Raw genomic sequence first — 18,725 nt, 5'->3', positions numbered from 1 at the left:
ATTATCGTGGTTTTATCGTAGATGGCACAATTTCATCTAGTTTTTTCCGTTGAAAAACAATCCAATTAACCCAACCAAAACTAATACAAATCAACCACATAAAATAATCAATTAACAATAATTCGTTACGTTCTATACCTACATTACGAATTAATGCCGACCATTTAAAAAATCCATCACCCTTTTTATATTTAAAAACATGTCCATTTTGTTTCACCCATAAATAATTATACGTAAAGCAAAATTCATGCAATATAACAGGAATGAGCAATAATCCCGTTGGTGAGAAAAATAACCACACCAACGCAGGATACGAGCTACCATCAAACACAAACCCTTTAGGAATAATAATTATTCTTTTATTCGGTAACTTATAATGCCAATCTTCAACAATTTGCCATTGGCGCTTTCTAAAAAGTAAACGCCATAACTTAGAATAAAACGAAAAACGTTGTGTTTTTATTGCAAAGGGCTGCAATTTTGGCATTTCCATAAGGTATAATATTTTATTAACGCAAATAGTGCTATTTTATAGTCAACGCTGTCACATTTTAAAACGCAAAATTTTGTAGGGTCTCATCAAAATAATTTGTTAAATACCGACCTTTTAGGAATTTAAATGTCTTTAGAGTTATTGCCTCAATATATTGAAAAAGTAGACGAACTACTTGCCGCTGATCTTCCAGTGAATGAACTCATTTCAGAAATTGAACATAATTTATTACCTGAGCATATGGCAATACTGCTTGAAGCCTTTCCGCTCAAATCACGCCTAATTATTTGGCAACAGCTGAGCAGTGAGTATCAGCAAAATATATTCTTAGAAATGAAGAATGAATCTAGACAAATGTTATTAGATTCGATGGATGACGACAGCTGTCTCCCCTTATTTGATAAGTTAGATGCTAATAGCTTACTTGAACTAACAGAACACTTGAGCGATCGTTTTATTGAGTATGCTATTTCTCAAATGACGGTTAAGCAAAGAAGTCATTTCAAAAAAGCGCAAGATTATTCAGAATCAGAGGCAGGGCATTGGCAAAGTTTTGATGAGAATAAAATACCAGAAAAGTTAAAAGTATCTGCTGCAAAAAAAATCTGTGCAAAGAATAGAGCCCCCTTAAGCGAAGTAATATACATCATCGACACTGAATCTAAATTACTGGGTGAAATAGCGATCAATCGTTTATTAACACTTAATGACGAAACACTGCTAACTGACGTTATTTATCAAGAAGTACAATATTTAGAAGCAACAAAAGACATAGAGGAAGCCGCTGATGCCGTTATTTTATCAGGTAAATCAGCTTTACCTATTATCGATGAAAATGGCTGCCTAACAGGCCGGTTAGACTTAGACTCGGCATATCAATACAAAGAGCAATTAAAAGATAACCAACTATTTCAGTCTGCAGGTTTAAGTGACGAAGAAGATTTATTCTCAAGTGTTTGGCTAAGTAGTAAAAACCGCGCTATTTGGTTAGGGATTAATTTACTTACCGCTTTTTTAGCGTCTTGGTTTATCGGTTTATTTGAAGAAACACTTCAACAAGTGGTCGCACTAGCCGTACTGATGCCTGTAGTTGCGTCAATGGGGGGAATTTCAGGTAGCCAGACCTTAACCTTAATCATTAGAGGTTTAGCCTTAGGGCAAATCACCGACGCAAATAGACAAGCTATCGTAAAAAAAGAGCTAAAAGTAGGTGCTATTAACGGTATTTTATGGGCAACAGTGATTGGCATTATTACTTTTTATTGGTTTGCAAACCCACTGCTTTCAGTCACAATTTGTATTGCTATTTTAGGAAATATTCTTATTGCTTCGTTATCTGGTGTATGGGTACCATGGCTATTAAATAAATTTAATATCGATCCGGCCCTGTCAGGAGCCGTTATTTTAACTACTGTTACTGACATTTTTGGCTTTATCGCTTTTTTAGGTTGCGGGACATTACTGTTACTATAAAAATTCCATTATACAAAATATTACTGTAAAAGATTATTACTGCAGAAAAATTATGTAGAAAAATATTATTATCGAGGTAGTTATGGGTCATTCAGAATTTATTTATGGTTATTATTTCAATGAACATGGTCAAAAAAATCAAGATAATAAAATAAAATCTCTTCGTTCGCTCGACAAAAGCCAACCTTTTTGGCTTCATTTTGATTATACGCAAGAGACAACTAAACAATGGCTAACACATGAAAGCCAACTAAACCCTGTTGTTATTACTGCCCTACTCAATGAAGAAACTCGCCCAAGAGCCACACCACTTAATGGTGGTGTGCTGATGTCGCTTAGGGGGGTTAATTTAGCTCCCAACAGCGACCCTCATGACATGGTTTCTATTCGTCTTTGGTTCGCTAAAGATCAAATTATTAGTACTCGATTTCGTACGCTTCTCTCAACCAAAGAAATTGCCGCTGATTTTGATAATGATGAAGGACCCAAAACACCCGCAGACTTTATCACGATACTCACTGATAATTTAATCACCCGAATGGGGCAAACTATTTTTGAAATAGAAGAAAGCGTGTCGGATATTGAGGAAAATATTTTAACAACGAGTAATAACGATTTACGTAACGAACTTTCAGATTTACGTAGACAAATAATCTCTTTGAGGCGCTATTTATCACCGCAAAGAGAAGCAATGTCACAACTATTTAGTGATAAAATCACGCTTTTCACCAATGAAGAAAAAATACTATTAAGAGAAACTTCAGACCATTTAACCCGGTATATCGAAGAACTTGATTCAATAAAAGACCGAGCAATTGTTTGCCAAGAAGAGTTAAACCACAAGCTAAATGATCAAATGAATAACAGAATGTTTGTCTTATCCGTTGTTGCAGCAGTCTTTCTGCCTTTAGGATTTCTAACCGGTCTTTTAGGCATCAATGTTGGTGGTATCCCTGGCTCAGACAACAATAACGCTTTTGGTATTTTCATCCTGATACTAATAGCCGTTGTCATGTTGCAAGTTTGGCTTTTCAAAAAGAAAAAATGGTTTTAACCACAACTTAACGCCATTCAAACATAGTAACGAGAACTACACCGAGCATCAACCTGTCAAACAATCATTAAAGCAATACAGCCTAAATTCACCCATTTTTAGCTGCTTTGAAGACACCTTCTCATTCCATAATTTATATTTAGCGAGTGTTTAATCAAATAATTTGATTAAAAAAACAAAAATATTTCGCTTTTCAATTGATATTGATGAGTACATTATCTGATGAAAATTCAATTCTAGTTTTTTATAAGGTAAGGCAATGAACATTAATACATATGAAGACTCTGAGGCTGAGGTGGCATTGACACTGATATTGATATTGATATGGATGAAAATTTACTTTTCAGTTCTGGTATAGCAGGTTTTGAAATAGCCTATGGCACTACAAACAAAGAAATGATTCGAAAAAACATTAAAAAGAAAGCAAAGCAAAAGTATCACACTAGGCAAAAACTCGACTCTTTGCATGAAAAAAGAACGATAGAAAAAGAGCTAAATTCATTTAGCGACTACTGGGATAACTAATCGTTATTCAATTTACATTAAATTTTAGAGAATAATTATGAAAAAAACATTAGCTTTTACACTGTTAGTTTTGTTTAGCAATATGAGTTACAGCGAAGAAGAAAAACCAGTTTTGGAAGATGCGCCTAAAAGTTATTTACTTAGCTTGGTAGCTGATTGTAGCGAATATGCAACGCAAGAAGAAGTTGAAGCGCAGCAATTAAACACTTATTTATTGCAATGCGTAAATGAAGAGTTAGAAGCAAGTTACTATAAACCAATTAGTACGCTTCCACCAAAAGCATAACGATAATTAATCGACTCAAATTATCTAGCCCATTTGACATAGATTTTGCCACAAGATCAAAGTGAGCTATTTAATTTGAGTTTATTTTATAGTGTAACGTAAGGAAATAATTGGATCGTTTGCTCAATAACACTCACTTTTTGGCTTTTAGCTAAGTAAGCTGCAAATATTTCTCTTGAATATACAGGCGCTTCATCAACAATATATAGTTTTTTCTTTTCAATGTATTCAAACGTCATCTGTCGTGGTAGATAAGCACTACCGCCAAGATCTAATAAAAAGTTTAGTGCGATCCGTGGTTGACTCATATAGTGTTTGGCCGGAGCAGCCATTTGAAAATCACGCCGATACTGTGCATTAATTGCATCACCATAATCCACCATAATATAATTATCTAATAACGTAATATCGTTACAAGCGCTAGGCTCTGTCGTTACCAAATGCAGAGGTACAGTCGCCACTTTCTCGGTAATAAGATCTTCAACAAAAAGGAGGCTCAAATAAAAAAGCAATATCAATAACACGACTTAACACACTTTTTCGTAATTCAATTGGCGAGTAGGTATTTGTCAATAAGCTCACATCATCCATATTGCGGTGAATTTTTTCAACCAATCCTGTAAAACTATATCCCATATGGACATCATAGAACCGATCACAAGTTGGTGAGAATCACTTTCTGCAATGCCAACATCTTGTTTAGTTTTTTGCCACATAAATAACAATTCATTGGCGTGCTTAATTAACCGGTTCCCTTCAGGAGTAAGTTTTAAATGCTTTTGGCTACGATCAAACAGCAGAACCCCTAAATCTTCTTCTAATAACTTTATTCGAGCACTGACAGCAGATTGTGTAATAAATAAATTTTCTGATGCAATCCTAAAATGTAAAGTCCTGCTGACTTCAAGAAATGTTTTTAATAATTCAATTTTCATCTACTTTCCAACACTCGCCTACAATCATTTTTTTGATTAAACTCATAAAAATATACAACTTTGTAATTTACAGCTATAACTATACACTGCGCTATAATTATGACATCACTTTTTAATAAGAAAAAGTGATTAAAAAAGGTTTATATTATGAAAATAGCTATATTATCAAGAAACTCAAAACTGTATTCCACACGACGCTTAAAAGAAGCAGGCGAAGCCTTAGGCCATGAAGTTGATGTAATTGACACGTTACATTGCTATATGGATATTACCAGTAGTCGTTCAGCAGTACGTTATCATGGTGAAGAATTACCAAAATATGATGCCATTATCCCTAGAATTGGTGCATCAGTAACTTTTTATGGTACGGCGGTCGCTAGACAATTTGAAATGATGGGTACCTTTAATATTAATGAGTCAGTCGCTATTAGTCGCTCACGTGATAAATTACGTTCATTACAACTATTATCACGTAAAGGTATCGGCTTACCTCGTACTGGTTTTGCAAATAAGCCTGATAACACAAAAGATTTAATTAAAAATGTTGGTGGCGCACCTGTTGTTATTAAGTTGTTAGAAGGTACACAAGGTATTGGTGTTGTGTTAGCCGAAACGGCCAAATCGGCAGAAGCAATCATAGAGGCTTTTATGGGTCTTCAGGCTAACATATTAGTACAAGAGTTTGTAAAAGAAGGCGGCGGCGCTGATATTCGTTGTTTAGTTATTGGTGGCAAAGTCGTTGCCGCTATGAAACGTCAAGGCGCAGAAGGTGAATTTCGCTCTAATTTACATCGTGGAGGCTCAGCAGAAGTAGTTAAATTATCTAAAGAAGAGCGAGAAACAGCTATTAATGCAGCAAAAGCAATGGGATTAAATATGTGCGGTGTAGATTTACTTCGTTCTCAAAGTGGCCCCATGGTTATGGAAGTTAACTCCTCTCCCGGTTTAGAAGGCATTGAAAAAGCCACAGGCAAAAACATTGCAGGTATGGTATTCGAATTTTTGGAAAAAAATGCCAAACCAAATAACACTAAAACACGTGGCAAAGGTTAATAAAGAACATTATGGAAAAATTAACAATAGGTGAATTTACCATCTTACCCGGCGAACATCGAAAAATTAACTTGCCCGTAGCCAAGCTATACACCGATGCGAATGTCTCTCTACCCGTGCATATTATTCGGTCAAAAAAACCAGGACCTACTATCTTTGTTAGTGCGGCAGTTCATGGTGATGAATTAAATGGCATTGAAATTATACGTCGTCTGATCAAACAACAAAAATTTAAAATTACCCGAGGTACCGTCATTGCTGTACCAATGGTAAATGTATATGGTGTAGTAAATCAAAGTCGTTATATGCCTGATCGTCGCGATCTTAACCGTTGTTTTCCAGGTTCTGCGAAAGGCTCCTTGGTGGTAGGGTCGCTTATATTTTTCTTAATGAAATAGTAAAGCATTGTGATTACGGTATAGATTTACATACTGGCGCTATTCACCGCTCAAATTTACCACAAATTAGAGCAGACATGTCTGATGCTGAAACGAAAGAGCTAGCAGAAGTATTTGGTGTACCTGTTTTATTGAACTCAACGTTAGTGGATGGCTCTTTGCGTGAATCTGCCGTTAAAAATGAAACAAAAATATTGTTATATGAAGCGGGAGAAGCCTTACGTTTTGACGAGTTTTCAATTCGTCTTTGGTATGAAAGGTATATTGAATGTATTACAGCATTTAGGCATGACAAGAAAATCGACTTCAAAAAAGAAAAAAATGGCGCCTTTCATTGCTAATGGAAGTCAATGGGTTAGAGCAAATGCGAGTGGTATTGTACATAATATTGTCAACTTGGGTGATCAGATTGTCAAAGGTCAAGTACTCGCTGAAATAGGCAGTCCTTACGGTGAAATCATTGACGCTGTGAAAGCCACTCGTTCTGGTATTTTAATTGGAAAACAAAATATTCCGGTACAAGAAGGTGAAGCAATGTTTCACATAGCCTACTTTAGTGAAGATGATGAAGACATTGCTGAGCAAATTGAATCAGTGCAAGAATTATTATTACCAAGAGATAATAATCTAAATTAATTAAGGCTTTATATGAATAAGAATAAAACAATCATAGGTCGTTTAGAATCAATCGCTTTACCGGATCTAGCAATTGACGACTTACAAGTCAGAGTTGATACGGGTGCAAAAACATCTTCATTGCATGTTGATAACCTCACTAAAATAGTCAAAAATGGCAAGAAATGCGTTAAGTTTGATATCCATCCTGATGTTCATAATGTTAATAGTATTCTCAGTTGTACTGCTCCCATTAGTGATATTAGGAAAATAAAATCCTCTAATGGTACTTCTGAACAACGTTACGTTATCGAAACAACCGCAGTTTTAGGAAAAGAAACCTGGATGATAGAAATAACATTAACGGATCGATCTGACATGAATTATTTAATGCTTCTTGGAAGAGAAGCCTTGGGTAAAAAGTTTTTGGTTGATCCTTCTAAAGTCTTTGTAAATTCATAAATTTAACTTGCTAAATCAATAAGCTCGACAAGAGAGAAATAAATGATGACCTTTGAGCAAATTGTAGCCTTTTTAAATATATCAGTTACCTCTATTGAAGATCAGCCTATTACGATTGGTGATATTCTCCTAATTCCTTTTTTACTGGTGATAGGCTTCTTTTTAACAAAATGGATTGTAAAAAGTATAACAAAACGTTTAACCACGCAAAAAACAGATCCTAATATTATTCATTTATTGCAACGCATATTTTATATTATTGCCATCACAATATTGATTATTACTACTTTAGATCTAATCAATGTTCCTATCACCGCTTTTGCTTTTTTATCCGGCGCTATTGCCATAGGTTTCGGCTTTGGTGCACAAAATATTATCAATAATTTTATTAGCGGTCGGATATTAATGTGGGAACGTCCAATTAGAATTGGCGACTTTTTAGAAGTTGAAAATGCGAAAGGCACAGTGGAAGAAATTAACACACGTTCCACACGAATCAGGCGAGTAGATGGCGTACACCTATTAATTCCCAACAGTAAATTACTTGAAAATACTGTTGTAAACTGGACACTGGTAGATCAATTAGTTCGAGGCTCTGTCATAGTAGGTGTAGCTTATGGCTCGCCAATAAAAAAAGTAGCTGCGTTAATAATGCAAGCAACTGTAGATCAAAAAGAAACGTTAGCTGATCCTAAGCCTCAAGTTTCATTTGAAGATTTCGGTGATAATGCCCTTATTTTTCACGTAAGTTTCTGGATTAAATCAACCGTTGAAGGTGGCCTAAGAATAACAAGGAGTAATATTCGATTTCGTCTAGCTGAGTTATTCGAAGAACATGATATTGTCGTCGCATTCCCACAACGCGACATTCACCTTGATGGTTCAATCACGTTAAATACGCCAGAACAACACTAACTTTTTACAATTAATTTTTTATGTTCAAACCACAATGACATAAAATCACGCGTTAATTTTTGCTCTATCTCAAGTGCTCTCTCTGTTGGGCAAAAAATCGTAAAAAACACTTGGGTATCACCAACATCTGATGTGGCGATTTGAATATGAGGCTCAGGACCCGTTATATTTATTTCTAACCTATTTTCAATAAGTTGATTATAACGAATAGCGACATCTTTAAAGTCATCACAATATTTATTGGCTTTTTCATTGAGCTGTTCAATAAATTCAAACGGGTTAACACTATCATCTCTTATAATAGTAAAGTGATGCATGGCGTATCGCTTTAAAAAGTTAAGATTTTTTATCACTGAAGTAATTAATTGGCTATTAGGCAAATACAAGGTTTTTCCCGTGTATTCATAATCATCTTGACCCACTTCTAGTAAAGTTAATTTTGCCCAATCAGTTGAATGCACTTCACCAAAATAATTCCCTACTTGTATCCAATCACCAATGCGAAAGGGCCTACTGGATAATAAATAAACAAAACCAATAAAACATTGAATAAACTCTCTTGTAGCCAACACAATAGCAACAATAAAAGCCGCAATCGAAAAAGCGAACTTTTGAATTTCATATGACCAAATATTAAAAAGCGCGACAATTAACGATAAGGTGAATATATTATTAACCATATTTATACGTATTCTTTTATCGCTTTTAGATTTACGTTTTATCATTTTTATCAAAATTTGCTTAGCGATAACAAAAATAAAAACAAGTGCTAAAGTCACAATAAATTTATTCTGAAAAATTAACGTTGAAAACTCAGTTAACTTAATGGAATTAAACGCGGTATCAAGCCAGTCCATAGTAATATTTAGTTTGCCTTATATTCTTTTGTTTAGTTTAGTTTAGTTGGTATGAATCACGAGAGTTGACGATACAACGCCACAATATAAATAACTCCCCATGAATAATTGCGCATCATAACAAAAATATAAATACAAACCCATCAACACTTCTTCTTTGTTTACTTTTATTAACCAATCAACACGAGATAAAAATCTTTGATTTGTTTATTCAAAAAATAACACGGTATACCCTCAAAAATAATAAAAAGTATAACCTTGGTTTAATCATTTTTTTTTATGGTACCAACCATATTATTCAATTTCAGCTTTAAATAATAAATGCGTATAATCTATATTAATAAGCTATTGTGCTATTACATATTCAAAAGGAAAACCAATGGATAAAACTACTTCTCTCGAACACGTTCGTGCTTCTTATAACGTGCGTCATTGGAGTCAAGGGTATTTCGGCATTAATGATGCTTGAAATGTTTTTGTGGCGCCTAAAGCAGAAAACCAAGAACAAACTGTTGATTTAAGTAGTATAGCTCAAATGATCGAGGCAAAAGGTCTTACGCTACCGGCATTAATACGCTTTCCACAAATTATTCACCACCGTGTTCACAGTTTGTGTGAAGCGTTTAACCAAGCCATTTCTGATTATAATTACCCTGAAGAATACTTGTTAGTTTACCCTATTAAAGTTAACCAACAACGTGAGGTCGTTGATGAAATTTTAGCGAGCCAAACCAATAAAGAACATAAACAACTTGGTTTAGAAGCAGGTAGTAAAGCTGAGCTTTTGGCCGTATTAGCGTTAGCGCAAAAAGCAACGTCAGTTATTGTATGTAATGGCTATAAAGACCGAGAATATGTGCGTTTAGCATTAATCGGTCGAAAACTAGGTCATAAAGTACATATTGTTTTAGAGAAAATGTCTGAATTAGAAATGATTCTAGCCGAAGCAAAAAACTTAAATGTAGAACCTAGTTTAGGTTTGCGTGTTCGTTTGGCCTCACAAGGTAAAGGCAAATGGCAAGCCAGTGGCGGTGAAAAATCTAAATTTGGCTTATCTGCATCACAAGTATTAAAAGTGATAAAAGTTCTTAAAGAACACGATAAATTATCAACACTGCAATTAGTGCATTTCCATTTAGGCTCACAAATGGCTAATATTCGTGATGTGCGTATAGGTGTTAGTGAAGCAGCACGCTTTTATTGTGAATTACGTAAGTTAGGTGCAGGTCTTGAATGTATGGATGTAGGCGGCGGTTTAGCCATCGATTATGATGGTACTCGTAGCCAATCACATAATTCAATGAACTACAGTTTAGCGGAATATGCCAACAACATAGTGCATGCTATCGGCGATACTTGCAAAATGTATGACGAACACATGCCAATGATCATTTCAGAATCTGGTAGAGCATTAACTGCACATCACGCCGTACTGATTTCAAACGTTATTGGCGCAGAATCGTACGAGCTTGAAGATATAGAGCCACCTTCTGAGGAGGCATCATTATTGCTGCATAATATGTGGCGCTCTTGGATGCAATTAAATGAGCGTACGGATGATCGCGCCTTAATTGAAATTTATCACGATACACAAAGTGATATTAGTGAAGTGCATAATCAATTTGCAATGGGTCTTTTAGATTTAACTGAACGAGCATGGGCTGAGCAAGTCAATATGCGCGTTTGTTATGAATTAAACGAATTAATGGACAATAAAAACCGTTTTCATCGCCCTATTATTGATGGTTTAACTGAAAAATTAGCCGATAAGTTTTTTGTAAACTTTTCCCTTTTCCAATCATTACCTGATTCCTGGGGTATCGACCAAGTATTTCCAGTATTACCTTTAAATAATTTGCAAAAATCACATCAAAAACGTGCCGTTTTATTAGACATCACTTGTGATTCTGACGGTGCAATTGATAGCTATGTTGACGGGCAAGGTATTGAAACCACGCTACCTGTACCAAAGATGGAGTGAAGATGAACCCTATTTGATGGGCTTCTTTTTAGTGGGAGCTTATCAAGAAATTTTAGGCGATATGCATAACTTATTTGGTGATACACATAGTGCTGTTGTTACAATGAATGATAATGGTGAAGTGGAAATATCAGAAATTAACGAAGGCGATACCGTTGAAGACATGTTGAGCTATGTGCATTTAGATGCGCAAGTATTTAAACAGACCTACGCTGAGCTCGTCAATAATAAAATACCCGAAGAAGAGCGCGAATCAATTTTTGAAGAATTAGTCACAGGTTTATCAGGTTACACTTATTTGGAAGATTTTTAATGATGGATATCTTCAATCAAATAGATAACTCTATTTACTCAAACGCGATGACGTTTATGCGTTGCCCGTTAGTGACAAACCCGATAAAGCACGATGCTGACGTGGTGATATTAGGCTTACCGTTTGATATGGCGACTTCTGGACGTTCTGGTGCACGCAGTGGTCCTACCGCTATTCGTCAAGCGTCTGTGCATCTGGCTTGGGAAGGCGCACGCTTTCCTTGGCCTTTTAATTTACTTAAAAAAATCAGTATCATTGATGCGGGTGATTTAATTTATGCTACGGGTGATGCACAAGAATTTACACAATATGTTGAACAAGCGGCAGATCAAATCCTAAACAGCAATAAGGCCATGCTTTCATTCGGTGGTGACCATTTTGTTACACTCCCCTTGTTACGCTCACACGCTAAAAAGTTTGGTAAAATGGCGCTTGTTCATTTTGATGCCCATACCGATACCTACAATAATGGTAGTCGCTATGATCATGGAACCATGTTTTTTCATGCACCAAATGAAGGTTTAATCGATAAAAACAAATCCATACAAGTGGGAATTCGCACTAATTATCAAAGCGAAAATCATGGTTTTACTGTGATAAACGCCATGCAAGCCAACGATTTATCCGTTGATGTAATTGTTCAAACGATTAAAGACACTATCGACGACTTGCCCGTTTATTTAACATTCGATATTGATTGCTTAGATCCGGCATTTGCACCAGGAACTGGTACGCCAGTATGTGGTGGGTTAACAACTGATAAAGTGTTAAAAATATTGCGAGCGCTGCAAGGGATTAATATTGTCGGTATGGATGTTGTAGAAGTGGCACCTGCGTATGATCACAGTGAATTAACTGCTTTAGCTGCAGCAACTATCGGATTAGAACTATTACATTTGTGGGCTGTTAAACGCAAATAAAACCTTATACCCGTTTCATTAATTAAGTGATCTATTTTATACGTAGAAAAAATGGCCAAATACAGGGCATTTATTTCAATAACGTTTTGTTCTAATGATTAAATAAATTACGAAGTAAAGGGTGATTTTGGCAAGTAGAAATGATCACATAGTTAGTGAGATTGGTATTATTGACTTTCAATAAGAGTGAGTCATTTATAAAAATCTATAAATGACTCAGCTTTAACGTTTTTATTTTACCTTGTATATATTTACGTCATCAGTAATGAAGCGATAAATAAACATAAGAGCAAAAATATAAAAACAAGCTCATCCACACCCCTTTCATTTTTTTGTTTCATTTTCTTAATAATTAAAGCCAATATATGTGCGTAATTGTATGCAGATAACACTAACAAGCAAGCGCAATAATTTGTTATGTTTAATCATTTTTTTTGATTAAACTCATCAACAAGAACAATATAAATTTAAAAAAGACAAGATAAACTCAATTAACCTCACATCACGTTGTCCCCTAGCAACACCTCACTATGCTATTTTCTATTAGCTCCTACTATCTTATTCGGCATAACTTTCCACTCTAAAACTTTTGGCTATGAAATAAAAAATGATTAACAAATACAATACAAAAAATCAATACATTTATTGTTACGTCTTTTTTTTAAAATCAAATCAACATGCCTCCCCTAGCTAGCAGCTTGACTCTAATAACAAGTATTGTTTAACTAAAAAAAATCTCCAATATCATTAATTAAAGAAAGGCAAAATATCATGAACATTAAATCATTTAATCCTCCTCGTAGAATATTAATGGGTCCAGGACCCTCAGATATTAGTCCTGAAGTTTTGTCCGCGTTATCAAGACCAGTAATAGGCCATTTAGACCCATTATTCATTGGTATGATGGATGAAACAAAAGCGCTGCTTCAGTATGCTTTTCAAACAAAAAATGAATTTACAATCGCACTTTCAGCCCCCGGCTCTCTTTGGTATGGAAGCCTGTTTTGTCAACCTAGTTGAACCGGGAGATCAAGTCATTGTTTGTCGTAATGGTGTCTTTGGCGATCGTATGGTACAAAATGTCACTCGTGTTGGTGGAGAAGCCATCATCGTTGACTCTCCTTGGGGACGTGCCGTAGAAGTAGACAAGGTAGAGCAAGCATTAAAGGCAAATCCCGACGCAAAATTTTTAGCATTTGTTCATGCTGAAACGTCAACTGGCGCTGTATCTGACGCCAAAGCACTCTGTAAACTGGCTCAGCAACACGACTGCTTATCAATTGTTGATGCGGTAACATCACTGGGCGGTATAGAGCTTAGAGTTGACGAATGGGGTATTGACGCTATTTATTCTGGCTCACAAAAATGTTTATCTTGCGTGCCAGGATTATCACCATTATCTTTTAGTGAGAAAGCCGTAAATATTGTTAAAAATCGTAAATCTTTAATTCAAAGTTGGTTTTTAGATCAATCACTTGTCATGAGTTACTGGTCTGGTGAAGGTAAACGAAGTTATCACCATACTGCCCCTGTCAATTCACTTTACAGCTTGCATGAGTCATTAGTACAACTGCAAAATGAAGGCTTAGAAAACGCTTGGGCTCGCCATCAATCTCAACACGAAACATTGGCCAAAGGTTTAGAAAAGCTTGGTATTGAGTTTATTGTGCCAAAAGAAGAGCGCTTACCACAACTAAACGCTATCTATATTCCAGAAGGCATAGATGATGTAAAAGTAAGAAGCTACTTACTCAACCATTATAACCTTGAAATTGGTTCAGGTTTAGGTGATTTAGCCGGTAAAGCATGGCGTATTGGTCTTATGGGTTATGCTGCAAGAAGTGAAAATGTCGCTTTATGTTTAGCTGCTCTTGAAGATGCGTTAAAACAATAAGCCAGAAACTTCTCAAAATAAATTCCACATTGTGAAATTAAATTGCCATTAATGAAAGCAACAAACAGCCATTTATGATCAAATAACGTATACAACTGTTGATCATTTATCGTTGTTTGTTCTTTTAAACCTCACACGGCAAAGTTTGATCAAAGTGTATTGCCTACATAACCAAGCTTGGTTGAAATCAACTTTGCCGCTTTAACTAAATGCTTTGCCCATTCATTTTTACGTCTTTCGATCGGTGCCGACACTGACAAACCGAAATAACTTCACCATATTTGTCATATATGAGTGTGCCAATACAACCTACCCCCACTTCTGCTTCTTCATTATCAAAAGCATAGCCGCGTTCAAAACAACTAATACTTTCATTAATGAGCGTATCAACGGTAGAAAAAGTATTACGTGTATAAATAGGTAAATTTGTTCGCTGAGCATAACCACAAATTCCTGCTTTCCCCTCTCGACCCAACATCATTTTACCAACACCAGTAACATGTAAAGGAGCCCTACTTCCAATGATTTGTTGTACATTCATCATTCTGTTTGGTAGCGCTTTATCAATATAAATAATCACATCCCCTTCACGGGTCGTTAAATTAACTGTTTCACAAAATTTGTCACGTAATTTATGTAAATACGGGCTAGCAACTTTTCTAAAATCAATGCCTGCATTTTGGTTATTAGAAAGGCGTATTAATCTACCACTTAAATGATATTTACCTGTGTCATCTTTATCAACAAAATGATTGTCAATTAACGAATGTAAAATTCGAAATGCTGTCGAAGGCGACAAATTAGTATCCGCACTCAATTCTTTTAATGATACTGGTAACGAATAACGTGACATAGCATCTAATAAGTGCGCTGCCCGATCAATGACTTGTATGCGCGATTCGGGCTTGGTCTTTTTCATCTATTAAACTCCTTATTAGGTAGTTATTACTGGTAACGTAGCAAATACTTTTTAGCTAAAACTAGTTAAATTATGATGGATAGAGGGACTTTTATCACCAAATTAACCTGCCTAATTAAAAGTCTATACTTCTTTCATTCATAATAAACTGCTTAAGCACTTTAGTTATTAGAGATAACTCAGTATTATGCTAATTCATTCCCTATGTTGGGTGAAAATGGCTTGCCAATATCGAACCGATAAAATATTTTCAATAGTATACATCAGAAATCAAAAGCCAAATAACCAAAGTGACAAACATGAATAACGACATAACAGAACAAAAATTAATAAAATACAATGAATTTTTCTCAATTGAACATGAGTTTTCAATTAACATTTTACCTTTAGAAGACCACAATGTTGTTAGTTACGAGCAATTCTTAGCTAATATGCCAACACCATTCAAAATGGCAAGTGACATGACAACCATTGATCAAGCTGCTTTGCGTCCGTTGCAATCGCTTTCAGGAGTTGCAGCCCAATTAGTTGATTATTTAAATCATCAGTCAAAAAAGATAGATTTACTTATTGGTTATATTTTAAGCCAACAAGATGAAGAAAAACATAGATACCAAGGCTTAAAATTTGGTGGGGGTGGTCTTCTGTTTACTGCCAGTATAGCCTTCAATTTGAACCAAATACTTGAAATGAAAATTTTTCTATTAAATGAAAATAATGCGGTATATTGTTATGGCGAAGTGATTGAAATTGAACACGTTGATAATGCTTTTCACCATAAAGTTATTTTTCACTTTATACGAGAGGAAGATAGAGAAATACTTGTTCGCACAAGCCTACATGAACAATCAAAACAACTTCAAACCCTCTCTCAGCAACGAAATCAAGACAGATCGTATTAACCAAACCCTTTCACTTCCCTCGAAAAGAAACTTTCCCCGAGAGAAGTGATAATAATTCAGCTAAACACAAATACGATTTAACGTCGTATCAACATCACAAGACGTTTTTTGTTGCTGATTCGCATGCTCTGCAACACGCGCAAGCCCTTCATTCACTTCACGACTTAATGACAACACGGCAGACATATTATCATTAATAGAAGCCGTTGAATTTTGCTGTTCTTGTGTACCTTGCGCAATTTGTGACGTTAAGTTGTCAACCTCTTCAAAGGCTTGGCTAAGTTGTTTTAGTGCACTAACAACTTCTGCCGACTGAGATAAGCTATCTTGTGTCAAGCTTTGACCACGAGTTACCGCAGCAACCGCATTCGCGGTTTTATCCTGTAACCCTTCTACCATGGATTGAATTTCCACAGTTGCTTCTTGAGTGCGAGAAGCTAACGCTCTAACTTCATCAGCAACAACCGCAAAACCTCGACCTTGCTCACCTGCGCGTGCCGCTTCAATAGCCGCGTTCAACGCTAATAAATTAGTTTGATCGGCAATAGCACGTATAACATCTAATACTGAGCCAATACGTGCCCCTTCTTCCTTCAACAAACCTAAATCATGAACCATACTTTCAACTTCTTTAGCAAAAGACTCGATCGTATATTGACTGGTATTAGAGGATGAAATTCCCTTATTTAACGTTGTCATCACACCACTGGTAGTATTACTTACTTGATCGGCATTCTCAGATAAGGTTGATGAAGTGTTCGCAATATCTTCTATGGATTGTGCCATTTGCTCAATCTGATTTACTGATTCATCTACTGTATTCACGGAATTTTGCATTTCTGTCACAAGCTGATTAGAACCTTGATTCAATTTTGTTGATTCACGTCTAATATCACTCACCACATCTGCTAAGCTAACAATAAACTGACTTAATTCATTAATTACGGCACCTAGTTCATCATCAATGGGATCAATTAATGGGTTCGAGGGGGCCTGTTCAGTACTCACTACCAAATCTAAATAGCACGCTAAATTAGCTATTCGCCGAGTGATCTGTTTTGAATAATAGAAGCTACTCAGTATAACTTGCGTAACTACAAGTGCAAAAACAATGGCTAAAACATTATATTTACTGAAGCTGTCTGATGAAAATAAAATACCAACAAGGAATAAAGCGCCTACTATCAACATAGGCAGAAGGAGTTTTGTACTTAAATTTTTATGCATAGAGTGTCCGAAATTATTTATTATTATGTTATTACAAGACCGAAACCTGATAAGATAACTTACCTGTTAAAAAATAATTTTACTATGACTATTTAATTAAAAACACTAAGTAATCATCTATCAAGGAGGTTTTATGTCGTTAAGTGGCATAATTTTAACTATTTTAGCGTTAGGTATCATCTTAGGAGGTGTTTTAATGCTAAAAAAATCAGCTAAAAAGTTCGATTTAACATCTGAGCAGCTAACTAAAATTAAAGAACGGAATGAGGAGCTAGATAAAGAAGAAAGGGCGGAAAAATAAAGCTAATACCCGCGAATTTCAGTTTATTTACTGTGATTTTAGCCGCGTACTTTTAGTTCGATGCTAATAGGGTTTTAAAATGTTACGAATTTCGATACAAAGTTTTAATCAAATGATAACCAAACTTTGTTTTCACTGGGCCATGAACTTTTAACAATTCTTTTTTAAAAACAACATCATCAAAAGCTTTAACCATTTGCCCACGGCGAAACTCACCTAAATCTCCCCCTTTCTTTTTTGAAGGGCAAATTGAAAACTTTTTTGCTAATTGTGCAAAGTCGGCTCCTTTATCGAGTTTTTCTTTTAGCACTAATGCCTCTTGCTCTGTTTTAACTAAAATATGCACTGCCGCCGCTGTTGCCATTATCACTACCTACTTTCATCTTGATTAATTGCTATTATACTGAGATAACAACCACAAGGTAATAGTATTATTTTCTTTTACTTATTCTAATATTGACATAAAATGTCGTTAACATTTCATATGACAACTAAAATTTAAACTTATGAGCACAATAAAACACTTATTTGAAAACAATAAACGTTGGGTTAACGAAATACTAGCGCAGGATCCAACTTTTTTCAAAAACCTATCTGAACAACAAACCCCGAAATACCTGTGGATAGGCTGTTCTGATTCTCGCGTACCCGCTAATGAATTATTAGGCATGATGCCAGGCGAAGTGTTTGTTCATCGTAATATTGCTAATCAAGTTATCCACACGGATTTAAATTGTTTATCAGTAATACAGTTTGCAGTAGAAATATTAAAGGTAGAAGATATTATTGTTTGCGGTCATTACCGATGCGGTGGTATTAAAGCTGCTTTTCACGATGAAAGCCACGGTTTAATTGATAACTGGCTGCGTCATATTCAAGATGTGTATCGATTTAATCAGAAAAAACTCGATGCCGTAGCAGATGATGCAGGGCGCATGAATTTACTATGTGAGCTTAATGTTATTGAACAAGTTGCCAATGTCGCTAACTCTACAGTTTTACGTAGTGCTTGGCTAGCTAATCAAAATGTTACGGTACACGGCATAGTGTACAACGTGCATGATGGCATTTTGAAAGATTTGAATGTTTCAATTAGTGGAAAAACTAAAAAATAGTTACAAACAACCAATGTATCGAGTTGCGAGACCGGTTATTTCGCAACTCGATAACCTTAACTATCAACCAATAGTTATTGCAACCTC

18 protein-coding genes and 3 pseudogenes are annotated in these 18,725 nt (G+C 35.5%); 14 read left to right on the top strand and 7 right to left on the bottom strand.

From position 1 onward, the window contains the following. Position 1: 1 nt before the first annotated feature. Positions 2–487 carry a DUF1353 domain-containing protein gene (locus L3081_RS09855; RefSeq protein ID WP_242285370.1) on the bottom strand — a complete coding sequence of 162 codons (486 nt, stop codon included), beginning with the start codon at positions 485–487 and terminating at the stop codon, positions 2–4. A gap of 132 nt (positions 488–619) precedes the next feature. Here L3081_RS09855 and L3081_RS09850 point away from each other — a divergent pair, with 132 nt between their 5' ends. From L3081_RS09850 to L3081_RS09835, 4 genes are all read left to right on the top strand, one after another. Next, positions 620–1,966, top strand: coding sequence for a magnesium transporter (locus L3081_RS09850; protein ID WP_242285367.1), 1,347 nt, complete (start codon positions 620–622; stop codon positions 1,964–1,966). An 82-nt stretch (positions 1,967–2,048) separates the two neighbouring features. Then, positions 2,049–3,020 carry a zinc transporter ZntB gene (locus L3081_RS09845; RefSeq protein ID WP_242285364.1) on the top strand — a complete coding sequence of 324 codons (972 nt, stop codon included), beginning with the start codon at positions 2,049–2,051 and terminating at the stop codon, positions 3,018–3,020. A gap of 324 nt (positions 3,021–3,344) precedes the next feature. Further along, positions 3,345–3,545 carry a hypothetical protein gene (locus L3081_RS09840; protein ID WP_242285361.1) on the top strand — a complete coding sequence of 67 codons (201 nt, stop codon included), beginning with the start codon at positions 3,345–3,347 and terminating at the stop codon, positions 3,543–3,545. A gap of 37 nt (positions 3,546–3,582) precedes the next feature. Continuing rightward, entirely contained in the window at positions 3,583–3,831 is a 249-nt protein-coding gene (locus L3081_RS09835; protein WP_242285358.1) for a hypothetical protein, read from the top strand. A gap of 86 nt (positions 3,832–3,917) precedes the next feature. Here the strand turns inward: L3081_RS09835 and L3081_RS09830 are convergent, their stop codons facing one another. Both L3081_RS09830 and L3081_RS09825 read right to left on the bottom strand, forming a co-directional pair. Then, on the bottom strand, positions 3,918–4,331 hold the full coding sequence (locus L3081_RS09830; RefSeq protein ID WP_242285354.1) for a hypothetical protein: 414 nt from the start codon (positions 4,329–4,331) through the stop codon (positions 3,918–3,920). Between the two features lie 78 nt (positions 4,332–4,409). Further along, a complete protein-coding gene (locus L3081_RS09825; RefSeq protein WP_242285351.1) occupies positions 4,410–4,766 on the bottom strand; it encodes a LysR family transcriptional regulator in 357 nt (118 codons plus the stop codon). Between the two features lie 147 nt (positions 4,767–4,913). Between L3081_RS09825 and rimK the strand changes: the two genes are divergently transcribed. The 4 genes and pseudogenes from rimK to L3081_RS09805 all read left to right on the top strand — a co-directional run bounded on the left by rimK (position 4,914) and on the right by L3081_RS09805 (position 8,209). After that, on the top strand, positions 4,914–5,819 hold the full coding sequence (gene rimK, locus L3081_RS09820; protein ID WP_242285348.1) for a 30S ribosomal protein S6--L-glutamate ligase: 906 nt from the start codon (positions 4,914–4,916) through the stop codon (positions 5,817–5,819). Positions 5,820–5,830: 11 nt separating this feature from the next. Next, positions 5,831–6,853: pseudogene (locus L3081_RS09815) on the top strand (succinylglutamate desuccinylase/aspartoacylase family protein). A gap of 12 nt (positions 6,854–6,865) precedes the next feature. Continuing rightward, positions 6,866–7,294, top strand: a complete 429-nt coding sequence (locus L3081_RS09810; protein WP_242285344.1) for an ATP-dependent zinc protease family protein — start codon at positions 6,866–6,868, stop codon at positions 7,292–7,294. A gap of 45 nt (positions 7,295–7,339) precedes the next feature. Further along, positions 7,340–8,209, top strand: a complete 870-nt coding sequence (locus tag L3081_RS09805) for a mechanosensitive ion channel family protein (RefSeq protein WP_242285731.1) — start codon at positions 7,340–7,342, stop codon at positions 8,207–8,209. Here L3081_RS09805 and L3081_RS09800 read toward each other — a convergent pair. Continuing rightward, the gene (locus tag L3081_RS09800) at positions 8,206–9,066 is read right to left on the bottom strand and encodes a mechanosensitive ion channel family protein (RefSeq protein ID WP_242285341.1); all 861 of its coding nucleotides are present in this window, start codon (positions 9,064–9,066) and stop codon (positions 8,206–8,208) included. The two genes, L3081_RS09805 and L3081_RS09800, sit on opposite strands and share 4 nt — an antisense overlap. Positions 9,067–9,445: 379 nt before the next feature. On the opposite strand from L3081_RS09800, the pseudogene speA reads away from it, so the two are divergent. From speA to L3081_RS09785, 3 genes and pseudogenes are all read left to right on the top strand, one after another. Further along, a pseudogene (gene speA, locus L3081_RS09795) lies at positions 9,446–11,360 on the top strand (biosynthetic arginine decarboxylase). Further along, a complete protein-coding gene (gene speB / locus L3081_RS09790; RefSeq protein ID WP_242285339.1) occupies positions 11,360–12,280 on the top strand; it encodes an agmatinase in 921 nt (306 codons plus the stop codon). Before speA ends, speB begins: the two are co-directional and overlap by 1 nt. 771 nt (positions 12,281–13,051) lie before the next feature. Further along, a pseudogene (locus tag L3081_RS09785) lies at positions 13,052–14,174 on the top strand (pyridoxal-phosphate-dependent aminotransferase family protein). A gap of 205 nt (positions 14,175–14,379) precedes the next feature. On the opposite strand, the gene L3081_RS09780 reads toward L3081_RS09785, so the two are convergent. Continuing rightward, the gene (locus L3081_RS09780) at positions 14,380–15,093 is read right to left on the bottom strand and encodes an IclR family transcriptional regulator (RefSeq protein WP_242285335.1); all 714 of its coding nucleotides are present in this window, start codon (positions 15,091–15,093) and stop codon (positions 14,380–14,382) included. Positions 15,094–15,392: 299 nt separating this feature from the next. Between L3081_RS09780 and L3081_RS09775 the strand changes: the two genes are divergently transcribed. Next, positions 15,393–15,995 (top strand): PilZ domain-containing protein, encoded by a 603-nt coding sequence (locus L3081_RS09775; protein WP_242285332.1) that lies wholly within the window; start codon positions 15,393–15,395, stop codon positions 15,993–15,995. Positions 15,996–16,055: 60 nt separating this feature from the next. Here the strand turns inward: L3081_RS09775 and L3081_RS09770 are convergent, their stop codons facing one another. Then, on the bottom strand, positions 16,056–17,222 hold the full coding sequence (locus L3081_RS09770) for a methyl-accepting chemotaxis protein (protein ID WP_242285329.1): 1,167 nt from the start codon (positions 17,220–17,222) through the stop codon (positions 16,056–16,058). Between the two features lie 133 nt (positions 17,223–17,355). Here L3081_RS09770 and L3081_RS09765 point away from each other — a divergent pair, with 133 nt between their 5' ends. Next, positions 17,356–17,523: a DUF2897 family protein gene (locus L3081_RS09765; RefSeq protein WP_242285327.1), complete on the top strand. Its 168-nt coding sequence runs from the start codon at positions 17,356–17,358 to the stop codon at positions 17,521–17,523. A gap of 82 nt (positions 17,524–17,605) precedes the next feature. Here the strand turns inward: L3081_RS09765 and ppiC are convergent, their stop codons facing one another. Then, complete coding sequence (gene ppiC, locus L3081_RS09760; RefSeq protein WP_274620400.1) at positions 17,606–17,887, bottom strand: peptidylprolyl isomerase PpiC; 282 nt, start codon at positions 17,885–17,887, stop codon at positions 17,606–17,608. Between the two features lie 142 nt (positions 17,888–18,029). Here ppiC and can point away from each other — a divergent pair, with 142 nt between their 5' ends. Next, on the top strand, positions 18,030–18,638 hold the full coding sequence (gene can, locus L3081_RS09755; protein WP_242285325.1) for a carbonate dehydratase: 609 nt from the start codon (positions 18,030–18,032) through the stop codon (positions 18,636–18,638). Positions 18,639–18,725: the final 87 nt, after the last annotated feature.

The sequence above is a fragment of the Colwellia maritima genome (assembly GCF_022669015.1).
Taxonomy (GTDB): domain Bacteria; phylum Pseudomonadota; class Gammaproteobacteria; order Enterobacterales; family Alteromonadaceae; genus Colwellia; species Colwellia maritima.
Note: the sequence above shows the minus strand (reverse complement) of the source record. Positions and strands in the feature narration are given on the sequence as shown.